Here is a 22,145-nt window from a genome sequence, read left to right as displayed (position 1 = left end):
CCGCTGTAGGAAATTACAGCCCGGCAGCATCACGCAGCGACTGGGCGCGGTCGGTACGCTCCCAGGTGAAGGTGGTGAAGGTGTCGTCGCCGACGGTCTTCTGCTGCGGCTCGCGGCCGAAGTGGCCGTAGGCAGCGGTTTCCTGATACATCGGGTGCAGCAGGTCGAGCATCTTGGTGATGGCGTACGGGCGCAGGTCGAAGCACTCGCGCACCAGCTGGATGATCTTGTCGTCGGAAACCTTGCCGGTACCGAAGGTGTTGATCGAGATGGAGGTCGGCTGGGCGACGCCGATGGCGTAGGACACCTGGATCTCGCAACGCTCGGCCAGGCCGGCGGCGACGATGTTCTTGGCCACGTAGCGGCCGGCGTAGGCGGCAGAACGGTCGACCTTGGACGGGTCCTTGCCGGAGAACGCGCCACCGCCGTGGCGGGCCATGCCGCCGTAGGAGTCGACGATGATCTTGCGGCCGGTCAGGCCGCAGTCACCCACCGGGCCACCAATGATGAAGTTACCGGTCGGGTTGATGTGGTACTGGGTGTCCTTGTGCAGCAGCTCGGCCGGCAGGGTGTGCTTGACGATCAGTTCCATCACCGCTTCTTGCAGGTCTTTCTGCGAGACTTCCGGGTTGTGCTGGGTCGACAGGACGATGGCGTCGATGCCGACCACCTTGCCGTTCTCGTAGCGGCAGGTGACCTGGGACTTGGCGTCCGGGCGCAGCCACGGCAGCAGGCCGGACTTGCGTGCTTCGGCCTGACGCTCGACCAGGCGGTGCGAGAAGCAGATCGGCGCCGGCATCAGCACATCGGTTTCGTTGCTGGCGTAGCCGAACATCAGGCCCTGGTCGCCCGCACCCTGGTCTTCCGGCTTGGAGCGGTCGACGCCCTGGGCGATGTCCACCGACTGCTTGCCGATGATGTTCATCACGGCGCAAGTGGCACCGTCGAAACCGACGTCGGAGCTGTTGTAGCCGATGTCGATGATGACCTTGCGTACCAGCTCTTCCAGGTCGACCCAAGCCGAGGTGGTGACTTCGCCGGCGATGATGGCGACACCGGTCTTGACCAGGGTTTCACAAGCCACGCGGGCGTATTTGTCCTGGGTGATGATGGCATCCAGAACGGCGTCCGAAATCTGGTCGGCGATCTTGTCCGGATGCCCTTCGGACACGGACTCGGAGGTGAAAAGGGAGTATTCGCTCATCTCGACGGGTTCCTAAAATTTACCGATGGTGTGTGTCGCCAGCCGTCCGCTGAAAATGCCGGACCTGGATCTGGAAACCGTTACGCAAGCCCACATAGAGGCTGTCCCCCGGGGCCAGCCCGGCAGCGTTGGCCCAACGGGCCAGGTCGTCCTGTTCGAAACCGAGCCAGAGGTCGCCGCAGGCTTCCCGCGCCCACCCCTGGTCATGGCTGCACAGTTCGGTGACCAGCAGGCTACCGCCTGCCTTCACCCGTTTGGCCAGCTGGCGCAGGGCCAGGGCCGGGTCGCTGAAATGGTGCAGGACCATGTTCAGCACTACGCAGTCGGCTTCCACAGCCGTTGCACCCAGTGCATCGGCCAACTGCAGGTTTACATTATTCAGGCCTTCGCGTTCACAGACCTGGCGCGCCAGCTCAAGCATGGTCGGGCTGTTGTCCAGGGCCGTGACGGTGACGAAGCGCTGGGCCAGGTCGGGCAGAAAGCCGCCGTCGCCGGGGCCGACTTCCAGCGCGCTGGCGGTCGGCTCGAAATTCAGGGTGTCGAGCAAGGCCAGCAGGCTTTCGCGGTACTGCGGCAGGCCGGCGATCAGGTCCTGCTGGGCGCGGAATTTCTCTTCCACGCGCAGGAAGAAATCCTGGCTGGTGGCGGCGCGGCGCAGTTGCACCTGGGCGATGCGGGCCTGCACGTCCTGGGGCAGGCTAAGTTCGTCTACCTCTTCGAGCAGCGCTGTGTGCAGGCGTCCGCCGAGGCGGTGGTAGTCGGGCAGGGCGCGGCGGTAGAAGATCGCATTGCCTTCGCGGCGTGTGGCCACTAGCTCGGCCTGGGCCAGCACTTTGAGGTGGTGGCTCATGCCCGATTGGCCGATGTCGAAAATCTGCGCCAGCTCCAGTACGCCGAACGAGTCGCTGGCCAGGGCGCGCAAAACGTTCAGGCGCAACTCATCGCCACTGGCTTTGCACAGGGCGGCCAGGGTGTCGCTTTGCTGAGGGATGGATTGCGCACGGAGGTTCATGGAGCGGCAGTCTAGACAGGCGAGGCGGCACCCGCAAGGTCAATATCAAAAAGTTTTGATATTGACTGATGGGCGGGGTGCATGGCCGGTTTTTCCTCCGGATTGGCAGGCAATCACAGGAAATTCCCCCAACTGCGACCATCCGTCATTGCCCCCAGCCCCCGCAGTGGGCGAAAATGGTCGCCTTTTTTCGTAATACCACCTATTCAAGCCCCAGGAGATAAGCGATGCCCAGCCGTCGTGAACGTGCCAACGCCATTCGTGCCCTCAGCATGGATGCCGTGCAAAAGGCCAACAGCGGCCACCCAGGTGCCCCCATGGGCATGGCGGATATCGCCGAAGTGCTTTGGCGCGACTATCTGAAGCACAACCCGAGCAACCCGAACTTCGCCGACCGCGACCGCTTCGTGCTGTCCAACGGCCATGGCTCGATGCTGATCTACTCGCTGCTGCACCTGACCGGCTACGACGTCACCGTCGATGACCTCAAGTCGTTCCGCCAGCTGCACAGCCGTACCCCGGGCCACCCTGAGTTCGGCTACACCCCAGGTGTCGAGACCACTACTGGCCCACTGGGCCAGGGCCTGGCCAACGCCGTGGGCTTCGCCCTGGCGGAAAAGGTACTGGGCGCCCAGTTCAACCGTGACGGCCACAACATCGTCGACCACAACACCTATGTGTTCCTCGGCGACGGCTGCATGATGGAAGGCATCTCCCACGAAGTCGCCTCGCTGGCCGGCACCCTGGGCCTGAACAAGCTGGTCGCCTTCTATGACGACAATGGCATCTCCATCGACGGTGAAGTGGAAGGCTGGTTCACCGACGACACGCCGAAGCGCTTCGAGTCGTACAACTGGCTGGTGATCCGCAACGTCAACGGCCACGACGCCGATGAAATCCGCACCGCCATCGAGACCGCACGCAAGAGCGACCGTCCGACCCTGATCTGCTGCAAGACCATCATCGGCTTCGGCTCGCCGAACAAGCAGGGCAAGGAAGACTGCCACGGTGCTCCGCTGGGCAACGACGAAATCGCCCTGGCCCGTAAAGAACTGAACTGGAACCACGGCCCGTTCGAAGTGCCTGCCGACATCTATGCCGAGTGGGATGCCAAAGAAACTGGCGCCAAGGCCGAAGCCGACTGGAACCAGCGTTTCGACGCCTACGCCGCCGCCTTCCCGGAGCTGGCCGGCGAGCTCAAGCGCCGTCTGAACGGCGACCTGCCAGCTGACTTCGCGGAAAAAGCCGCTGCCTACATCGCTGAAGTCGCTGCCAAGGGCGAAACCATCGCCAGCCGCAAGGCCAGCCAGAACACCCTGAACGCCTTCGGCCCGCTGCTGCCGGAACTGCTCGGCGGCTCGGCGGACCTGGCCGGTTCCAACCTGACCCTGTGGAAAGGTTGCAAGGGCGTCAGCCATGAAGATGCCAACGGCAACTACATGTACTACGGCGTGCGCGAGTTCGGCATGACCGCCATCATGAACGGCGTTGCCCTGCACGGCGGCCTGGTGCCTTACGGCGCAACCTTCCTGATGTTCATGGAATACGCCCGCAACGCCGTGCGCATGTCCGCCCTGATGAAACAGCGCGTGATCCACGTCTACACCCACGATTCCATCGGCCTGGGCGAAGACGGCCCGACTCACCAGCCGATCGAGCAACTGGCCAGCCTGCGCTGCACGCCGAACCTGGACACCTGGCGCCCAGCCGATGCCGTCGAATCGGCGGTGTCCTGGAAGCACGCCCTGGAGCGCAAGGACGGCCCGTCGGCGCTGATCTTCTCGCGCCAGAACCTGCAGCATCAGGACCGCGACGCCCAGCAGATCGCCGATATCGCCCGTGGCGGTTACGTGCTCAAGGACTGCGCTGGCGAGCCTGAGCTGATTCTGATCGCCACCGGTTCCGAAGTGGGCCTGGCCGTGCAGGCGTTCGACAAACTGAGCGAACAAGGCCGCAAGGTACGCGTCGTGTCGATGCCGAGCACCAGCGTGTTCGATGCCCAGGACGCTGCCTACAAGCAGTCCGTGCTGCCGCTGGAAGTCGGTGCGCGTATCGCCATCGAAGCTGCCCACGCCGACTTCTGGTACAAGTACGTTGGCCTGGAAGGTCGTATCATCGGCATGACCACCTACGGTGAATCGGCTCCGGCCAGCGCACTGTTCGAGGAATTTGGCTTCACCCTGGAAAACATCCTCGGTACCGCCGAAGAGCTGCTGGAAGACTGATGTAACGATCTGCGGGCGGTGTCGCCCCCATTCGCGGGCAAGCCCGCTCCCACAGGGATATATGCAAACCCTGTGGGAGCGGGCTTGCCCGCGAATAGCGACACCGCAGATACCGCAGGCTGACTACAAAACGATCTGTTCCGTGAGTCCCGCATGCCCCACCCGCGTCCCTACAAAGTTGCACTCAACGGTTATGGCCGCATCGGCCGCTGTGTCCTGCGCGCGCTGTTCGAACGTGGGGCGAAGGCCGGTTTCGAGATCGTCGCGCTGAACGACCTGGCCGACCAGGCCAGCGTGGAATACCTGACACGCTTCGACTCTACCCACGGCCGTTTCCCCGGCGAAGTGCGGGTCGACGGCGATTGTCTGCATATCAACGGCGACTGTGTGAAAGTATTGCGCAGTGCCACCCCCGAAGGCGTCGATTGGGCAGCCCTGGGGATCGATCTGGTGCTGGAGTGCTCGGGTGCCTATAACACGCGCGCCGACGGCCAGCGTTTCCTCGATGCCGGCGCACCGCGCGTGCTGTTTTCGCAGCCCATGGCCAGCGAGGCCGATGTCGATGCCACGGTGGTCTATGGCATCAACCAGGCCTGCCTGACCGGCAACGAACGCCTGGTGTCCAACGCCTCCTGCACCACCAACTGCGGCGTGCCGCTGCTGCGGGTGCTGGACCAGGCGTTCGGCATCGAGTATGTGCAGATCACCACCATTCACTCGGCGATGAACGATCAGCCGGTGATCGACGCCTACCACCACGAAGACCTGCGCCGCACGCGCTCGGCCTTCCAGTCGGTAATCCCGGTGTCCACCGGTCTGGCGCGCGGCATCGAGCGCCTTCTACCGGAACTTGCCGGGCGAATCCAGGCCAAAGCGGTACGCGTGCCGACGGTCAACGTCTCGTGCCTGGACATCACCCTGCAGACCGCCCGCGACACTAGCGCGGCCGAAGTCAACCGGGTGTTGCGCGAGGCGGCGCTGGATGGCCCGCTGAAAGGCTTGCTGGCCTACACCGAGTTGCCCCACGCCAGCTGTGATTTCAACCATGACCCGCATTCGGCGATCGTCGATGCCAGCCAGACCCGCGTCTCAGGCCCCCGCCTGGTGAATCTGCTGGCCTGGTTCGACAACGAATGGGGTTTTGCCAACCGTATGCTCGACGTAGCCGAACACTATCTGCACGTCGTACACCCAACCCGCAGCAAACAGCCCTGAAGGACTGCATTCATGACCGTGTTGAAGATGACCGACCTCGACCTGCAAGGTAAGCGCGTACTGATCCGCGAAGACCTCAACGTGCCTGTGAAGGACGGTGTGGTAGCCAGCGACGCGCGTATCCTGGCAGCGCTGCCGACCATCAAGCTCGCCCTGGAGAAGGGCGCGGCGGTAATGGTCTGCTCGCACCTGGGCCGCCCGACCGAAGGTGAGTTCTCGGCCGAGAACAGCCTCAAGCCGGTTGCCGACTACCTGAGCAAGGCCTTGGGCCGCGACGTGCCGCTGATCGCCGACTACCTCGACGGTATCGAGGTCAAGTCCGGTGACCTGGTGTTGTTCGAGAACGTGCGCTTCAACAAGGGCGAAAAGAAGAACGCCGACGAGCTGGCGCAGAAGTACGCGGCCCTGTGCGATGTGTTCGTCATGGACGCCTTCGGCACCGCTCACCGTGCCGAAGGTTCCACCCATGGTGTAGCCAAGTTCGCCGAGGTGGCGGCCGCTGGCCCGCTGCTGGCCGCCGAGCTGGATGCCCTGGGCAAGGCCCTGAAGGCTCCGGCCAAGCCGATGGCAGCCATCGTTGCCGGTTCCAAGGTGTCCACCAAGCTGGACGTGCTGAACAGCCTGAGCGCAGTCTGTGATCTGCTGATCGTCGGCGGCGGCATCGCCAACACCTTCCTGGCCGCTGCCGGCCACCCGGTGGGCAAGTCGCTGTACGAGCCTGACCTGGTCGACACTGCCAAGGCGATCGCCGCCAAGGTCAACGTGCCGCTGCCGGTCGACGTGGTGGTTGCCAAGGCATTCGCCGAGGACGCTGAAGCCACCGTCAAGGCTATCGCCGACGTTGCCGCTGACGACATGATCCTGGACATCGGTCCACAGACTGCGGCCAACTTCGCCGAACTGTTGAAATCGTCGAAAACCATCCTGTGGAACGGCCCGGTTGGCGTGTTCGAGTTCGACCAGTTCGGCAACGGCACCAAGGTGCTGGCCAAGGCCATCGCCGACAGCGCCGCGTTCTCCATCGCCGGTGGCGGCGACACCCTGGCGGCCATCGACAAATATGGCGTCAGCAAGGATATCTCCTACATTTCTACCGGTGGCGGTGCCTTCCTCGAGTTCGTTGAAGGCAAGGTGCTGCCGGCCGTGGCGATCCTGGAAGAGCGGGCAAAAGCCTGACAATGGCGGCGCCTGGCAAAGGGAGCGACCTGATGGTCAAGCAATTGCCTGTGATAATCCTGGCGGGTGTGCTGAGCGCCTGCTCCGCCAGCCCGTCCTCGGATGATCCGGCGCAGCCGCCAAAGGGCGGTTGCTACCAATCTGAGTGGCAGGCCGAGACTGTGCCGGTGATCAACAAGCGCGTGGGCCCGGATGGCCTGGAAAAGTATGACGAAGACCACCAGCGCAAAGCGCCGGGTTGTCCGTGAACCGATGCATTTGGTCGGCGCCGGCAACCAAGCGAGCGTTGTGTGGTCATCTAGAGGATAGGTAATGAAAGCGCTGATGGCCTCGATGGCCCTGGCGACACTGGCAGGATGCTCGCTGCTGCAGCCGGCGCAACCCGCCCCGGCAGACAATTGGACCCGTTGGGTCTGCGACAGCCAGACCGAAGTGCTATGGCGCTTCGCTGACGCGCAGCAGGACGCGGTCGACGTGCGCCTGGGTGGCGGCGACCAAGTCTACCGGCTCAAGTCCGAGCCGAGCGCTTCAGGCGCGATGTACAGCGATGGCGTGCTGGCCTTCCACACCAAGGGCGACGAAGGCCTGGTGTACTGGGTGGCAACAGACGATCTGATTGGGCGGGGCTGCAAGGCACCGTGAATGGCCGGGCCGCGCTGGTGGCCCACACTACTTGAACAGCAACCGCCCCTGCGGCAGGCTTGCACGAAACAAACGACGCTTGTCGGGAGAGAGATACACAATGGCACTCATTAGCATGCGCCAGATGCTGGACCACGCCGCCGAGTTCGGTTACGGCGTTCCGGCTTTCAACGTCAACAACCTTGAGCAGATGCGCGCCATCATGGAAGCGGCCGACAAGACCGACTCCCCCGTGATCGTCCAGGCTTCGGCCGGTGCCCGCAAATACGCTGGCGCCCCATTCCTGCGCCACCTGATCCTGGCCGCCATCGAAGAATTCCCGCACATCCCGGTGTGCATGCACCAGGACCACGGCACCAGCCCTGACGTCTGCCAGCGCTCCATTCAGCTGGGCTTCAGCTCGGTAATGATGGACGGCTCGCTGGGTGAAGACGGCAAGACCCCGACGGACTACGAGTACAACGTCCGCGTCACCCAGCAGACCGTGGCCATGGCGCACGCCTGTGGCGTTTCGGTCGAAGGCGAACTGGGCTGCCTGGGTTCGCTGGAAACCGGCATGGCCGGTGAAGAAGACGGCATCGGTGCCGAAGGCGTGCTGGACCACAGCCAGATGCTGACCGATCCGGAAGAGGCTGCCGACTTCGTCAAGAAGACCCAGGTCGACGCCCTGGCCATCGCCATCGGTACCAGCCACGGTGCCTACAAGTTCACCAAGCCGCCTACCGGCGACGTACTGGCGATCGACCGCATCAAGGAAATCCACAAGCGCATCCCCAACACCCACCTGGTGATGCACGGCTCTTCCTCGGTTCCGCAAGAATGGCTGGCGATCATCAACCAGTACGGCGGCGACATCAAAGAGACCTACGGCGTACCGGTTGAAGAAATCGTCGAAGGCATCAAGTACGGCGTGCGCAAGGTCAACATCGACACCGACCTGCGCCTGGCTTCCACCGGTGCCATGCGTCGCTTGATGGCGCAGAATCCGAGCGAGTTCGACCCACGCAAGTTCTTCGGTGAAACCGTCAAGGCCATGCGCGACGTGTGCATCGCCCGTTACGAAGCCTTCGGCACCGCCGGCAATGCCTCGAAGATCAAGCCGATCTCCCTGGAAGGCATGTACCAGCGTTACCTGAAGGGTGAGTTGGCCGCCAAGGTCAACTAATCCAAAGGTATGATAAACCCGCAGAAATGCGGGTTTTTTTATGCGCAAGGGTGCCCGCAAGTGACCGTTAGTCGACTACCCTTAAATTTATTCACTGATAGCGTTCTGATTGCATTGCGTGTTACCCCCTCGTGTCTAGAGTGTTAATCGGATCCAATTGCACATCGAAGTCGGTCATAAAAGAGAAAGCAGCATGGACGGCGCTTACCCTCAACCACCGGATGGCAGCTCGGTACTCCTGGTGGTGGACGATTATCCCGAGAACCTCACAAGCATGCGCGCCCTGTTGGCCCGCACGGATTGGCAAGTGTTGACCGCAAGCTCAGGGACGGAAGCCCTGAGTGCCTTGCTGGAGCACGAGGTCGATCTGGTGCTGCTGGACGTGCAGATGCCGGAAATGGACGGCTTCGAGGTTGCCCGACTGATGCGAGGCAGCCAACGCACTCGCCTTACGCCGATCATCTTCCTGACCGCCAACGAGCAGTCCGATGCCGCAGTGCTCAGGGGCTATGCCAGTGGCGCGGTGGATTACCTGTTCAAGCCGTTCGACCCGCAGATCCTCAAACCCAAAGTGCAGGCGCAACTGGACCAGCAGCGCAACCGGCGCATGCTGCAACGGCTGACCCGTGAGCTGGAAGAGGCCAGGGCGTTCAATGCCTCGATCCTGGAGAATGCTGCCGAAGGCATTCTGGTGGTCGACGCTCACGGCACCATCAGTTTTGCCAATCCGGCCATTTCGCGCTTGCTCGACGCGCCGGTGGTGCAGTTACAGGGCGCCCATCTGCTGGATCTGGTGCAACTGGCCAATGCCACCGTGTGGGGCGAATCCGACTTCCACCAGGCGTACCAGGCGCGACAGATCTTCCGTGTGCACGACGCCCACCTGCGTACCGTCGGCGGCCACCTGGTCCCGGTGGCGCTGTCCTGTGCGCCGTTACCGGCCGATCAGCGAGCGATGGTGGTGACGGTGCTGGACATGTCAGTAGTGCGCAACCTGCACCAGCAGCTCGAATACCAGGCGGTGACCGACCCGCTCACCGGCCTCCTCAACCGGCGCGGTTTCTATCAGGCCGCCGAAGGCGTGCTGCTTCGCAACGAACGGTCGGACAAGGCTCAGGCCCTGATGTACATGGACCTGGACGGCTTCAAGCGGATCAACGACTCGCTTGGCCACGAGGCCGGAGACCGGGTATTGCGTTGGGTTGGCGAACAGCTCAAGGACTGCCTGGGCAGTGAGGCCTTGCTGGCGCGCATGGGCGGTGACGAGTTCACCGCGCTGTTCGACAGCCTGCCATACCCCGAGCAGGCCGGGCGTTTTGCCGAACAAGTACTCGAGCGGGTGTCCATTCAACAGCAGGTGGAGGGCCTGGACGTGTGCCTGGGCGTCAGCATTGGCATCGCCACCTACCCCGACTGCGGCGCCAATGTCGAAGGTCTGTTGCGCGCCGCCGATACGGCCATGTACGCGGCCAAGCAGGCCGGGCGCCATCAATACCGCTTCTACGATCAGGAACTCAATGGCCGGGCGCGTTCGCGGTTGATGCTCGAAGACAGCGTGCGCAATGCGGTCGAGTCGCAGGACTTCAGCATGGTCTACCAGCCCCAGGTGGCGTTTGCCGATGGCCAGCTGCGTGGCTTCGAGGCCTTGCTGCGGTGGCAGCACCCCAGCGTCGGTGACGTGCCGCCCGGGTTGTTCATTCCCTTGCTGGAAGAAGCCCGGTTGATCAACCGCCTGGCCAGCTGGATCTACCGGCAGGGCGCCGCGCAGCGGCGGGCTTGGTACGACCGTTTCGCCCATGACCTGGTGCTGGGCATCAGCCTGAGTCGTGCGCAGTTCACCATGCCTGGCCTGGTCGATGAGCTGCAGCGGGTGATCCACGACTACCAGCTCGAACCCGCACAGCTTGAGGTGGAGGTGGCCGAGACCTCGCTGATGTACAACATCGACGCGGCGATCAAGCAGATTCACCGCCTGCGCGAGCTGGGCGTGCGCGTGGCGCTGGACGACTTTGGCGCTGGCGACTGTTCGCTGCGCATGCTGCGCGATCTGCCGATCGACACCTTGAAGCTGGACCGCCACCTGGTCGCGCGCCTGCCTGATTCTGCGGCAGACGCGGCATTGGTTCGCAGCGTCATCGGCCTGTGCGCGGACTACCGCATCACGGTCATCGCCGAGGGCGTGGAAACCCCGGCTCAGGCAGCGTGGCTGAAAGCAAACGGTTGCGAATACGTGCAGGGCTTCCTGGTCGCGTATCCGATGACCGCCGCCGATGCCAGCGGCTTTCCGGCGAATTTTTCCTGGCCACGGCCGTGATTGGCTAGAATCGGCACTCGTTCCGCCGATTGCCGCGCCATGACCGTATTACGCTATTTGCAAGCCTACCCCCCGCACCTGCAGGAGCAGGTGCGGCAGATGATCGCCAGCGACCGCCTGGGCGAGTACCTGCAGCGCCGCTACCCCGGCCGTCATGACGTGCAGAGCGACAAGGCGCTGTACGGCTACGCCCAGGACTTGCGCCAGCAGTACCTGCGCAGCGCGCCCAGCCTGGACAAGGTGCTGTTCGACAATCGACTGGACCTGACCCACCGCGCCCTCGGGCTCAACACCGCGGTATCGCGGGTGCAGGGTGGCAAGCTCAAGGCGAAGAAGGAAATCCGCATCGCCTCGCTGTTCAAGGAGGCAGCGCCGCCGTTTCTGCGCATGATCGTGGTGCACGAGCTCGCGCACTTGCGCGAGCGCGACCACAACAAGGCGTTCTACCAGCTCTGTCAGCACATGGAGCCGGATTACCATCAACTGGAATTCGACCTGCGCGTCTACCTGACCTATCGGGAGCTGCCGGGTAACCTGTAAGGATCACGCAGCATGGATGTGAGCAAGACCAAGAGCAGTTTCTACCGCCGCTTGTACGTGGCTTGGCTGATCGACAGCCAGACCGCGACCAGCGTGCCGGCGTTGATGGAGGCCACCGGCATGCCCCGGCGCACCGCCCAAGACACCATCGCGGCACTGGCCGATCTGGACATCCTCTGCGAGTTCGAGCAGCAAGAGGGCGCTCGTAACCATGCCGGTCATTACCGCATCCATGACTGGGGGGCGATCGACAAGCAGTGGATCATCCAGCACCTGCGCCAGATCAGAGAAGTGCTCGGTTACCCGTGAGCGTTGCTCGGCTCGGCCAAAATAGAGGCTAAATGACACTATTGGCCGCTGCCCTGGGCAGCGGCTTTGTGTACGCTGGATGCCATGTGTCCCCTCTTGCAAAAGGACTTGAGCATGCGGCCACTGCTTTGCGTTCTGGGATTGTTGGGCGTGATGCTGACAAACTCGACACTGGGCCAGGATAAGTTGCGGCTGGTGGCGGACACCTGGCCCCCGTTCACCGACACCAACATGCCGGGCGGAGGCCTTGCCACCAGCATCGTCACCACCGCGCTGGCCCGCGCCGGGTATCCAAGCGTGTACGAAGAAGCCCCGTGGGCGCGGGCGCTGCTGGGCGTCAGCGAAGGCCGATACGACGTGCTGATCAACGCCTGGTACAACGATTCACGCGCCCGCATCGGCCACTTTTCCAAAGCCTACCTGTCCAACCGCCTCCGCTTGCTCAAGCGCAAGGGCGACAGCTTCCGTTACCGGCGCCAGGCCGACCTGTACCCGTACAGCATCGCCGTGGTGCGCGATTATGCGTATTCGCCTGAATTCGATAGCGATATCCGCTTGCTCAAGGTGCCGGTGCGCAACTTTTCCTCCGCCGTGCGCATGGTCGCAGCGGGGCGGGTGAACCTGGCGGTGGAGGACGAGTTCGTGGCGCGCTACAACCTGCAGCGTGAGCCCGAGCAGGTGCGCGACGCGGTGGCATTGGTCGAGCCGCCGCTGGGCGAGAACACCCTGCACATCCTGGTGAGCCTCAAGCACCCCGAGCATCAGCAGATCGTCGAACGCTTCGAGCAGGCGATTGCTGCGATGAAGACCGATGGCAGCTATGCACGGCTGCTGCGCCAGCATGGCTTCTGATCTCTATTGCCTACACCGGCCTCTTCGCGGGGCAAGCCCGCTCCCACAGATACCCCCACAAATGTTCAGAACCTGAGGGAGCGGGCTTGCCCCGCGAAGAGGCCGGCACAGGCAATAACACAATCAGGCCGGTGCACCTTCCTTTATCAAATGCGCAGCCAATGTTCTTAACGGCCCCAACTGCCGGCAGATCAATGCCAGCTGGGTCTGCACCAAGCGCTGATGCTCATCCAGCTCTTCGGGCATCTGCTCCAGGGCATTGGCCAGCTGCTCTTCGCTGTCACTGTGAATCGCCACCGGCAAGCGCGCCGCCAGGCCATTGGCAATTTCATCCAGGCTATTGGCCAGACTCTGCCCCGCGCCTTCGATCAACTGCTCCTGAACCTCGGCCGGCAACGCCGTGTCGCGGTGCGCACCGAGCCCTGAAAGGTAGCTGAGCAAGGTGTGCGACAGCACCAGGAAACGGAAGCCCACGTCGGCCTCCTTACGGAAGTGCCCCGGCTCCATGAGCATGTTGGCCAGCGTGGTGGACAGCGCCGCGTCGGCGTTGTGGGCGTTGCGCCGGGCCAATCGGTAGGCGAGGTCGTCGCGCTTGCCATGGGCATATTGCTGCATGATCTGGCGCAGGTACACGCTGGCACAGGCCAGGGTATTGGCCAGTGCCTTGTTCAGGCGCCGGCCCTGCCAGTCGGGGAGGAACAGGAACACCGCGAGGATGGCGATCAGGCTGCCGACCAGGGTATCGAACAGGCGCGGCAGGAACAGCCCATAACCATCGCCGATCTGGTTGAAGCAGAACAGCACCATCAGCGTGATCGCCGCCGTGGCCAGGGTGTAGCGAGTGGTGCGGTTGACGAAGAACACTACCCCGGCGACCACGGCGAACAGTGATTGCACCACGGGGTTGGGGAACAGGTCGAACAGCGCCCAGCCGACGGTCAGGCCGATCGCCGTGCCGAATACCCGCTGCACCAGCTTGCGGCGGGTGGCGCCGTAGTTGGGCTGGCAGACGAACAACGTGGTGAGGATGATCCAGTAGCCTTGGGTCGGGTGAATCAGGTGCACCATGCCGTAGCCGATCGACAGCGCCAGCGGCAGCCGCAGGGCATGGCGGAACAGCAGGGAGGTGGGCGTCAGCTGGGTGCGCAGGCGCTTCCAGACGTCCTTGAGGTTGCGTGGCGAACGGTCGAGCAGGCTGCTGTCGCTGGCATCGGCCAGGCTGTCGGGGTTGCTGGCCGCGCCCAGCAGACGGTCGAGCGTGGCCAGGTTGGCGGCCAGTGCGCGCAGCGAGCGCAGCAGCCCGCGCCAGGCCGGGTTGTTCTGGGTTCGCAGGTGTTCCAGCGAAGCGTTGAGGTCTTCCAGGGTGTCGGCGAAACGGCTGTCGAGCACGAACGGCTGACGCAGGCGAATCGAGCGCGCCAGGTCTTGGCAGGCCGAGCCCTGATGGCGCAGCAAGCGCTGGCAGCGGAACATCACGTCGCTGTGGAAGAACGCATCGGCCAAGGCGTTGTACGGGTAGTGCGAGGCACTGACGCGCTCGTGGATGTCCTGGGCCAGGAAGTACAGCTTGAGGTAGCGACTGACCTTGGAATTGGGCTGACTGTTGCCGACCCGGTGCAGGATGATTTCCTTGGCTGCGTTGAGCGCCGCGACCACTTTGCCATTTTGCTGCGCCAGCTCCAGGCGCCGAGCCTCCAGGTCATGGTTGCGGATCGGTTCGAACAGGTTGGCCTTGAGCTTGAGGTAGCGCCCCAGTTCGAAGAACAGCTTGGCCAGGCTCTGTTGCACCGGCTGGTTGGAGAACAGCGCCTGCCACAGCACCGAGAGCAGGCCATACCAGGCCGCACCGGCCACCAGCAGCAGCGGTTCGTGCCAGAAGTCGGTGACCTGGCCGCCGCGCTGGTCGACCCCGATCATGGTGTACACCGCGGTGATCAGCGTCGCCGAGGCGATGGCGCCATAGCGCTCGCCCAGGGCGCCGAGCATGGTCAGGCCAAAGGCCGCCAGGGCCAGCGCGATGGCAAAGATCCAGGGGTAGGGGAACAGCAGTTCGACGGCCAGTGCGGCGATGGCGAAGCAGACCAGGGTCACGGCGAGGGCGCTGAGACGCCCTTGCCAGCTGTCGTCGGTCTCGGCCAGGGCGCTGGCGATGATGCCCAGGAACAGCGGGATCAGCAGTGCCATCTCGTTTTGATACCAGCACAGGGCCAGGCTGCCGGTGAGGGCGATGGTCACCCGGATGCTGTAGCTGAATTTGTCTTGGCCCCACAGGCGACGCAGTGACTGACTGAACGAACTCGATGACATGATGGCCTGCTGGCAGTGATCGAATGAATGCATTGCGGCACGGACCAGCAAGAAGCGTTCCGTGCTGCTGAATGGATTCTACTCTACACGAACTGCGCTGCAGCGTTAGCGGATGCCCAGGCCCATTGGAAGTTGAAACCGCCCAGGTGGCCGGTCACGTCCAGCACTTCGCCAATGAAGTACAACCCAGGGCTTTTCAGCGATTCCATGGTCTTCGACGACACCTCGTGGGTATCGACGCCGCCGAGGGTCACTTCGGCAGTGCGATAGCCTTCGGTGCCGGCGGGTATCAGCTGCCACGCTGCCAGTTTATCGGCGATGTGCGCCAGTTCTGCTGGTGTGTACTGCTTCATCGGCTTGGATTCGAACCACTGCTCGGCCAGCAGGTTGGCCAGCTTGCGGGTGAATACCTCGCCCAACACGGTCTTGAGTTCGGCGTTGGCGCGCTCGGCTTGTTGCTGTTGCAGCCAGGCCAGCGCATCGCGGTCGGGCAGCAGGTTGATTTCTACGCTATCGCCCGCTTCCCAGAACGACGAGATCTGCAAGATCGCCGGGCCGCTCAGGCCACGGTGGGTGAACAGCAGATTCTCGCGAAAGCTCGTGCCGTTACAGCTGGCGGTGCAGTCCAGCGAGGTCCCCGACAGTTCAGTGCACAGTGCCTTGAGTTGGGGCTCGGTGATGGTGAACGGCACCAGGCCGGCGCGAGTCGGCAGCAGGGTGTGGCCAAACTGGCGCGCCACCTGGTAACCGAAGCCGGTCGCACCCAGGGTCGGGATCGACAGGCCGCCGGTGGCGATCACCAGCGACTGGCAGACGAACTGCCCGGCGCTGGTTTGCAGCAGGTACCCGCTTTCGGTCTTTTCGATGTGCTCGATGCTGGTCTGCATGCGCAATTCGGCACCGGCGTCGTCGCACTCGGCCAGCAGCATGTCGAGGATGTCGCTGGCCTTGTTGTCGCAGAACAGCTGGCCGAGCTTCTTCTCGTGGTACGGCACGCCATGCTTGGCCACCAGCTCGATGAAGTCCCACTGGGTGTAGCGGGCCAGCGCCGATTTGCAGAAGTGCGCGTTGTGCGAGAGGAAGTTGGCAGGCTCGGTGTACATGTTGGTGAAGTTGCAGCGCCCGCCGCCGGACATGAGGATCTTCTTGCCTGGCTTGTTGGCGTGGTCGAGCAGCAGCACCCGGCGGCCACGGCGGGCGCTGAGCTGGGCGCACATCAGGCCGGCGGCGCCGGCGCCGAGGATGATCACGTCGGTGGATTGCACGGTGTTACCCCATTATGGCTGGGGCTGCTTTGCAGCCCTTTCGCGGGGCAAGCCCGCTCCCACAGGATCTCCACAACCCTTTAGACTGGCGGAGTATCTGTGGGAGCGGGCTTGCCCCGCGAATGGGCCGCAAAGCAGCCCCCGAATACATCAGAGAATACGGACTTTCAGGGCGCGGCCCTTGATCTTGCCGCTGTTCAAGCGCTGCATGGCCTGCTTGGCCAATGCCCGCTCCACGGCAACGAACGCTTGGAAATCGAAGATGGCGATCTTGCCCACCTGCTTGCCTGGGATGCCGGCATCACCGGTCAGGGCACCGAGGATGTCACCCGGACGCAGCTTGTCCTTGCGGCCAGCGGCGATGCACAGGGTGGTCATCACCGGCAGCAGCGGCTCGCCGCCCTTGTTCTTCAGGCTGTCCAGCTGGTCCCAGCGCAGCGGGCTCTTCTGCAGCGCCTCGATGGCCTGGGCGCGGTGGCCTTCGGCCGGGGCCACCAGGCTGACGGCGATGCCTTTTTCGCCAGCACGCCCGGTGCGGCCGACACGGTGCACATGAATTTCGGCGTCACGCGCCAGTTCGACGTTGATGACCATGTCCAGGCCATCGATGTCCAGGCCGCGGGCGGCCACGTCGGTGGCTACCAGCACCGAGCTGCTGCGGTTGGCGAACATGGTCAGCACCTGATCGCGGTCGCGCTGCTCCAGGTCGCCGTGCAGGGCCTGTGCGACGATACCCTTGGCGGTCAGGTGAGCGACCACGTCTTCGCACTGCTGCTTGGTGAAGCAGAACGCCACGCACGACTGCGGGCGATAGTGGCCGAGCACACGGGTGACGGCGTCCAGGCGATGCTGCGCGTCGATCTCGATGAAACGCTGTTCGATCTGGTTGTCGGTGTGCAGGCTTTCGACCTTGACCTGCTGCGGCTTGCGCATGAAGTCGGCGGCCAGCTGCTCGATACCGGCTGGGTAAGTGGCCGAGAACAGCAGGGTCTGGCGGCGCGGCGGGGTCTTGCCGATGATGCTGGCGATGGCGTCGAAGAAGCCCATGTCGAGCATGCGGTCGGCTTCGTCCAGCACCAGGGTATTGAGCCCATCGAGTACCAGGGTGCCTTTGTCCAGGTGCTGCTGGATGCGGCCCGGGGTGCCGACGATGATGTGCGCACCGTGCTCCAGCGAAGCGATCTGTGGGCCGAGCGATACACCGCCGCACAGGGTCAGGATCTTGATGTTGTCCTCGGCGCGGGCCAGACGGCGCAGCTCCTTGGCGACCTGGTCGGCGAGCTCGCGGGTCGGGCACAGCACCAGCGCCTGGCAGCCAAAGTAGCGCGGGTTGATCGGGTTGAGCAGGCCGATGCCGAAGGCAGCGGTCTTGCCACTGCCGGTCTTGGCCTGGGCAATCAGGTCCTGGCCCCTGAGGATGACGGGCAGGCTCTGCGCCTGGATCGGCGTCATCGCGGCATAGCCGAGGGCGTCCAGGTTGGCCAGCATGGCGGCGGACAGCGGCAAGGTGGCAAAAGCGGTGGTTTCGGTGGTCACGAGGCAGGCCTGCGTTGCGAAGCGAAAAATGCCGCACAGTCTACCAGCCTCATGGCCATTCGCCCTACGACTCCATGTGCGGTTCCGGACGACGGGCACGCCTTCCGTCCGTCGGCGCCAGTTGCAGGAAGATCGCCGCCGCCAGCATGGCCATGATGCCGATGGTCACGAAGGTCAGTTGGAACGCGCCCAGGGTGGTTTCCACGCCGTCGGCGCTGCCGGCCGCGGTAAAGCCGCCGAGCAGCGCGCCGGCACAGGCCACGCCCAGGCTCAGCGACAACTGCGCGACCACCGACAGCAGGCTATTGCCGCTGCTGGCGCTGGCATCGTCGAGGTCGATCAGGGTCACCGTGTTCATCGCGGTGAACTGCATGGAGTTCACCGCGCCAAGCAGGGCCAGTTGTACCAATAGCACCGCATAGGGGGTTTGCTCGTCTACCAGCCCGAGGCTGGCCAGCAGCAGGCCAAGCAGCAAGGTATTGCCGGTCAGCACGATGCGGTAGCCGAGCCGCTCGATCAATGGCCGGGCGATGGATTTCGCGACCATCGCCGCAGCCGCCAGCGGGATCATGCTCATGCCGGCCTGTGCCGGCGAATAGCCCAGCGCCACCTGCAGCAGCAATGGCACGAGGAAGGGCAGTGCGCCACTGCCCAGGCGCGCGAACAGGTTGCCGAGGATGCCGATGGCGAAGGTGCGCACGCGGAACAAACTGGGTGAGAACAGTGGCTCGGGGTCCCGCCCTGCGCGTAGCCAGTAGGCGGCCAGGCAGGCCATGCCGGCGAACAGCAACAGCATCACCCGCAGGTGCGGCAGGTGCAGTTCGCCAAGGCCTTCCATGGCAATGGTGATCAGTACCATCGCCGCGCCGAACAGGATGAAGCCTGGGCCATCGAAGGTGGTGCGTTCGGCGCCGCGCAGGTCGGGGATGAACTTCCACACGGCATAGCAGCCAATAGCCCCGACCGGCAGGTTGAGCAGAAAGATCCAGTGCCAGGTGAGGATTTCGACCAGCCAACCGCCCAGGGTCGGGCCCAGCAACGGGCCGAGCAGGCCGGGAATGGTGATGAAGCTCATGATCCGCACCAATTCGCTTCGCGGGTAGGCGCGCAACACCACCAACCGCCCGACCGGCAGCATCAGCGCGCCGCCCAGGCCCTGCACGATACGGGCGAAGATCAGGAAACCGAGACTGTTGGCCAGGGCACACAGCAACGAGCCGAAACTGAACAGCAGGATGGCGCTGAAGAAGATGCGCTTGGTGCCGAAGCGATCGGCAATCCAACCCGAGGCGGGGATCAGCAGGGCCACGGTGAGCATGTAGGCGATGATCACGCCCTGCATGCGCAGCGGGTCCTCATCCAGCGAGCGGGCCATGGCCGGCAGGGCGGTGTTGAGGATGGTGCCGTCCAGGGACTGCATGAAGAAGGCGATGGCCACCACCCAGGGGATCCAGCGGGCGGTGGTGGGGTCCAGCGGGGTGCGTTCGGGCATGGCTTCCTCTTCCGTCAGTGCCGGCCTCTTCGCGGGACAAGCCCGCTCCCACAAGGTCTGCAGCAGAACCTGTGGGAGCGGGCTTGTCCCGCGAAGAGGCCGGCAAGGCCACTCACAATGTCAGGGTCAGCCCTTTGACCAGCGCCCCCGGCAAATGACTCGACCCGGTGCTGCGTTGCCCATAGGTGCTGGTCGACAAAATCATCTCCCGCTCCTGGGTCAGGTCTTCCAACTGGCTGCCCAGCAAACTGTACAGGCTGTCATCGAAGCGCATGGTATTCACCGGCCCCTGAATCTCACCGTTCTCCACCCAGAAGGTGGCAAAGCGGGTCAGGCCGGTCATGCGCGCCGCTGGCAAGTCCGAGTAGTTCAGATACCACAGGTTGCTGATGTACAGCCCCGTACCGAGCCGTTGCAGGATATCGGCACGGGCCAGGTTGCCCGCTGCCAGGCTCAGCGCACAGGGCGACTCGTAACTGTCGGCACCATTGGCCAGCAACTCGAATTCGACGGCACTGCGAGCGCTCACCAGCCTGTCCACGGCCTGGCCTTGGTGGATCAGCGGCACGTCCAGGCGCGGCGAGCCCTCATCGGAAAACGCCGGGCTCAACGAACCGCTGACCTGCTCGGCGAAGCTGACCAGCGGACTCAACTGCACATCACCGTTGTACAGGCGCTGCAACGCGCTGTTGCCGGTGGCCAGGGCCTGCGCGGAGAATCCGCCCCAGCACAGCATGCCGGCGATTTCGTCCATGGCCGCAGGCGCCAGGTAGGCACGGTAGCTGCCTGGCTTCAGGCTGATCGCCGGTCGACCGAGGAAGCCCAGTTGTTCCCGGGCCTGGCGCAGCCGTGCAGTGAAGTCCTCGGCATTCCACGCTTGGCCGGCATAGTTGGCCTTCACGGCTTGGCCATTGCCGTGGAACAGGCTCCAGTCGAAGTTGAAGCTGTTGGCCTGGTGCCAGCCGAACGCCCCGTACGAACTGGCGAACCCCCGGCAAATCGGGCCCGCGGCATAGATGCCGACCAAGTCCAGGTCGCCGGCTTCGCCGTCGAGCAGCGCCAGTACTTCGCTCAGCTCAGGCAGCGCCTGTTCCTGCAGGCTGTGGCTGTGCCACGCGTTCTCGTCCAGGCGCAGGTAGGGGTCGACCGCCAGCAGCGGCAAGGTCTGGCGCAGTTGTGCCAGGGCCTCGCGCAGGCGCTGGCTGTCCAGCTGCGCATCACTGCTCAAGGTGACCTGCTGCTCAGCCTGTCGCCCGTCTCGGATCAGCCGCAGCTGCGCACTGGCCTGGCTGACCTCGCCGGCCTGGCGCACCTTGGCGTGGTTGAAGCGCACGAACTGCGAGCGCTCGGCGCTGTAGCCGAGGGTAAATTGTTCGCCAGGGTGCAGGCCGTCGCGCACGACGCCGACCAGGGCTTCGAAAGCATGTTTCATCAGGCGTCACCTCCGAAAACGTCGATCTGCCGGAACACGCACGCCGGGGAGGCGTGCCCGACCCGTACCACCTGGTTGGGTTCACCCTTGCCGCAGTTGGGCGTACCCAGCACCTGGAAAGTGCTGCGGTCGCCGACGGCCGACAGGTTGCGCCAGAACTGCGCGGAGATGCCCCGGTAGTTGGGGTTCTTGACGATGCCTTTGAGCTCGCCGTTTTCGATCAGTTGGCCCCACTCGCAGCCGAACTGGAATTTGTTGCGCGCGTCATCGATGGACCAGGAGCGGTTGGTGCGCATCAGGATGCCGTGCTCGATGCGCTGGATCAGTTGCTCAAGGGACTGATCACCCGGCTCGATGTTGAGGTTGGCCATGCGGTCGATCGGGGCGCGGTTCCAGCCACAGGCGCGGCTGTTGGCCACGCCGTCCAGGCCCGAGCGGAACTGCGACAGGGCGCCGCCCAGCGGGCGCAGCAGCAGGCCGTCACGGATCAGGAACTGCTTGCTGGCCGGGGTGCCGTCGTCGTCGTGGCTGTAGCTGGCCAGTTGTTCACCGATGGTCGGGTCGAAGGTCACGTCGAGCAGCTTCGAGCCGTACTGCAGATGGCCGAAGTCGCTGGCTTTGACGAAGCTGGTGCCAGCGTAGTTGCGCTCGTCGCCGAGGATGCGGTCCATCTCCAGCGGATGGCCGATGGACTCGTGAATCTGCAGCATCATCTGGTCAGGCATCAGCAGCAAATCGCGCTGACCGCTGGGCGTGTTCGGCGCCAGCAGCAGCTGCAGCGCTTCGTCGGCGACCCGGCGGGCGGCACCGACCAGGCCGCAGCGCTCGATGATTTCGAAGCCGCCCTGCTGGCCGAAGTTGTCGCGGCCCAGGCTGCGGCTCTGGCTGTCCTGTCCGTCGCTGGCGGTCACGCCAAGGCCGGGGAATAGGAAGCGCTGCGCGTGGCGCAGTTCGGCACCAGCGGAATTCAGGTAAGTCTGCTCGACCAGGCTCTGGCTCAAGCTGGCCTGCCAGTCCACCAGGCGCTCGTCCTTGGGCACGCTGGCCGATTCAGCGGCGAGCAGGCCAAGGCAGTCAGCGAGGGAGGGCAGAGGTTGCTCGAAATTGGGCGAGATGTGGTCGTGGCGCGCGCTGGTCACTGGCTGTTCGCGCAGGTCGAGCAGGCTGTAGCTGGAAATTTGCCTGGCCAGTGCCTCGGCGTGTTCCAGCGCGCGTTGCAGGCCTTGCTGAGACAGGTCGGCGGTGGCCGCGTAGGCCTCCACGCCATTGACCCGAACGGTGAGCATGGCGCCTTCGTCCTGGCTGAAAAAGGGCGGCTCTGCCACGTTGCGCCGTACCGAAAGGGCCTGGTGCGACTGTTTTACATGGCGCAGGGAAAACAACTCGGCCGTGCTGCGCAGCGCGGCAAAGCGCTGGCGCAACAGGGCGCTGGAATCGAACATGGGCAAACCTCCGCGTG

General features: G+C 64.0%; 18 protein-coding genes. 10 read left to right on the top strand and 8 right to left on the bottom strand.

Translation table 11 applies throughout. The annotated features are described in order from the left end of the window. Window positions 1-13 precede the first annotated feature (13 nt). Both metK and ACZ6YA_RS09670 read right to left on the bottom strand, forming a co-directional pair. A complete protein-coding gene (gene metK, locus ACZ6YA_RS09675; protein WP_465896867.1) occupies window positions 14-1,204 on the bottom strand; it encodes a methionine adenosyltransferase in 1,191 nt (396 codons plus the stop codon). A 19-nt stretch (window positions 1,205-1,223) separates the two neighbouring features. After that, window positions 1,224-2,216 (bottom strand): ArsR/SmtB family transcription factor, encoded by a 993-nt coding sequence (locus tag ACZ6YA_RS09670; RefSeq protein ID WP_465896866.1) that lies wholly within the window; start codon window positions 2,214-2,216, stop codon window positions 1,224-1,226. Between the two features lie 227 nt (window positions 2,217-2,443). Between ACZ6YA_RS09670 and tkt the strand changes: the two genes are divergently transcribed. The 10 genes from tkt (at window position 2,444) to ACZ6YA_RS09620 (ending at window position 12,654) form a co-directional block, all read left to right on the top strand. Beyond that, window positions 2,444-4,441: a transketolase gene (tkt, locus tag ACZ6YA_RS09665; RefSeq protein ID WP_465896865.1), complete on the top strand. Its 1,998-nt coding sequence runs from the start codon at window positions 2,444-2,446 to the stop codon at window positions 4,439-4,441. A gap of 153 nt (window positions 4,442-4,594) precedes the next feature. Then, entirely contained in the window at window positions 4,595-5,656 is a 1,062-nt protein-coding gene (gene epd / locus ACZ6YA_RS09660; RefSeq protein WP_465896864.1) for an erythrose-4-phosphate dehydrogenase, read from the top strand. 12 nt (window positions 5,657-5,668) lie between these two features. Further along, window positions 5,669-6,832, top strand: coding sequence for a phosphoglycerate kinase (locus tag ACZ6YA_RS09655; protein ID WP_465896862.1), 1,164 nt, complete (start codon window positions 5,669-5,671; stop codon window positions 6,830-6,832). Between the two features lie 32 nt (window positions 6,833-6,864). Beyond that, window positions 6,865-7,080, top strand: coding sequence for a hypothetical protein (locus ACZ6YA_RS09650; RefSeq protein WP_465896861.1), 216 nt, complete (start codon window positions 6,865-6,867; stop codon window positions 7,078-7,080). Window positions 7,081-7,144: 64 nt separating this feature from the next. Continuing rightward, on the top strand, window positions 7,145-7,474 hold the full coding sequence (locus tag ACZ6YA_RS09645) for an MliC family protein (RefSeq protein ID WP_465896860.1): 330 nt from the start codon (window positions 7,145-7,147) through the stop codon (window positions 7,472-7,474). A 100-nt stretch (window positions 7,475-7,574) separates the two neighbouring features. Then, entirely contained in the window at window positions 7,575-8,639 is a 1,065-nt protein-coding gene (fba, locus tag ACZ6YA_RS09640) for a class II fructose-bisphosphate aldolase (protein WP_016712383.1), read from the top strand. Between the two features lie 193 nt (window positions 8,640-8,832). After that, window positions 8,833-10,953: a putative bifunctional diguanylate cyclase/phosphodiesterase gene (locus tag ACZ6YA_RS09635; protein ID WP_465896859.1), complete on the top strand. Its 2,121-nt coding sequence runs from the start codon at window positions 8,833-8,835 to the stop codon at window positions 10,951-10,953. Between the two features lie 39 nt (window positions 10,954-10,992). Further along, on the top strand, window positions 10,993-11,493 hold the full coding sequence (locus ACZ6YA_RS09630; protein WP_465896858.1) for a M48 metallopeptidase family protein: 501 nt from the start codon (window positions 10,993-10,995) through the stop codon (window positions 11,491-11,493). A 12-nt stretch (window positions 11,494-11,505) separates the two neighbouring features. Next, entirely contained in the window at window positions 11,506-11,802 is a 297-nt protein-coding gene (locus ACZ6YA_RS09625) for a winged helix-turn-helix domain-containing protein (RefSeq protein WP_465896857.1), read from the top strand. 114 nt (window positions 11,803-11,916) lie between these two features. After that, window positions 11,917-12,654 carry a substrate-binding periplasmic protein gene (locus ACZ6YA_RS09620; RefSeq protein WP_465896856.1) on the top strand — a complete coding sequence of 246 codons (738 nt, stop codon included), beginning with the start codon at window positions 11,917-11,919 and terminating at the stop codon, window positions 12,652-12,654. 123 nt (window positions 12,655-12,777) lie between these two features. Here ACZ6YA_RS09620 and yccS read toward each other — a convergent pair whose 3' ends face one another. From yccS to ACZ6YA_RS09590, 6 genes are all read right to left on the bottom strand, one after another. After that, window positions 12,778-14,961, bottom strand: a complete 2,184-nt coding sequence (gene yccS, locus ACZ6YA_RS09615) for a YccS family putative transporter (protein WP_465896941.1) — start codon at window positions 14,959-14,961, stop codon at window positions 12,778-12,780. A gap of 83 nt (window positions 14,962-15,044) precedes the next feature. Further along, window positions 15,045-16,226, bottom strand: a complete 1,182-nt coding sequence (locus tag ACZ6YA_RS09610) for a BaiN/RdsA family NAD(P)/FAD-dependent oxidoreductase (RefSeq protein ID WP_465896855.1) — start codon at window positions 16,224-16,226, stop codon at window positions 15,045-15,047. A 150-nt stretch (window positions 16,227-16,376) separates the two neighbouring features. Further along, window positions 16,377-17,714, bottom strand: a complete 1,338-nt coding sequence (gene dbpA / locus ACZ6YA_RS09605; RefSeq protein WP_465896940.1) for an ATP-dependent RNA helicase DbpA — start codon at window positions 17,712-17,714, stop codon at window positions 16,377-16,379. 112 nt (window positions 17,715-17,826) lie between these two features. Further along, window positions 17,827-19,254 carry a multidrug transporter subunit MdtD gene (mdtD, locus tag ACZ6YA_RS09600; protein WP_465896854.1) on the bottom strand — a complete coding sequence of 476 codons (1,428 nt, stop codon included), beginning with the start codon at window positions 19,252-19,254 and terminating at the stop codon, window positions 17,827-17,829. 112 nt (window positions 19,255-19,366) lie between these two features. Next, entirely contained in the window at window positions 19,367-20,686 is a 1,320-nt protein-coding gene (locus ACZ6YA_RS09595; RefSeq protein ID WP_465896853.1) for a TldD/PmbA family protein, read from the bottom strand. After that, window positions 20,686-22,128 (bottom strand): TldD/PmbA family protein, encoded by a 1,443-nt coding sequence (locus tag ACZ6YA_RS09590; RefSeq protein WP_465896852.1) that lies wholly within the window; start codon window positions 22,126-22,128, stop codon window positions 20,686-20,688. Before ACZ6YA_RS09590 ends, ACZ6YA_RS09595 begins: the two co-directional genes overlap by 1 nt. Window positions 22,129-22,145 lie beyond the last annotated feature (17 nt).

The sequence above is a fragment of the Pseudomonas sp. NPDC090752 genome (assembly GCF_055584805.1).
The sequence above is the reverse complement of the archived record's forward strand: the minus strand, read 5'-3'. Positions and strand labels throughout refer to the sequence as shown.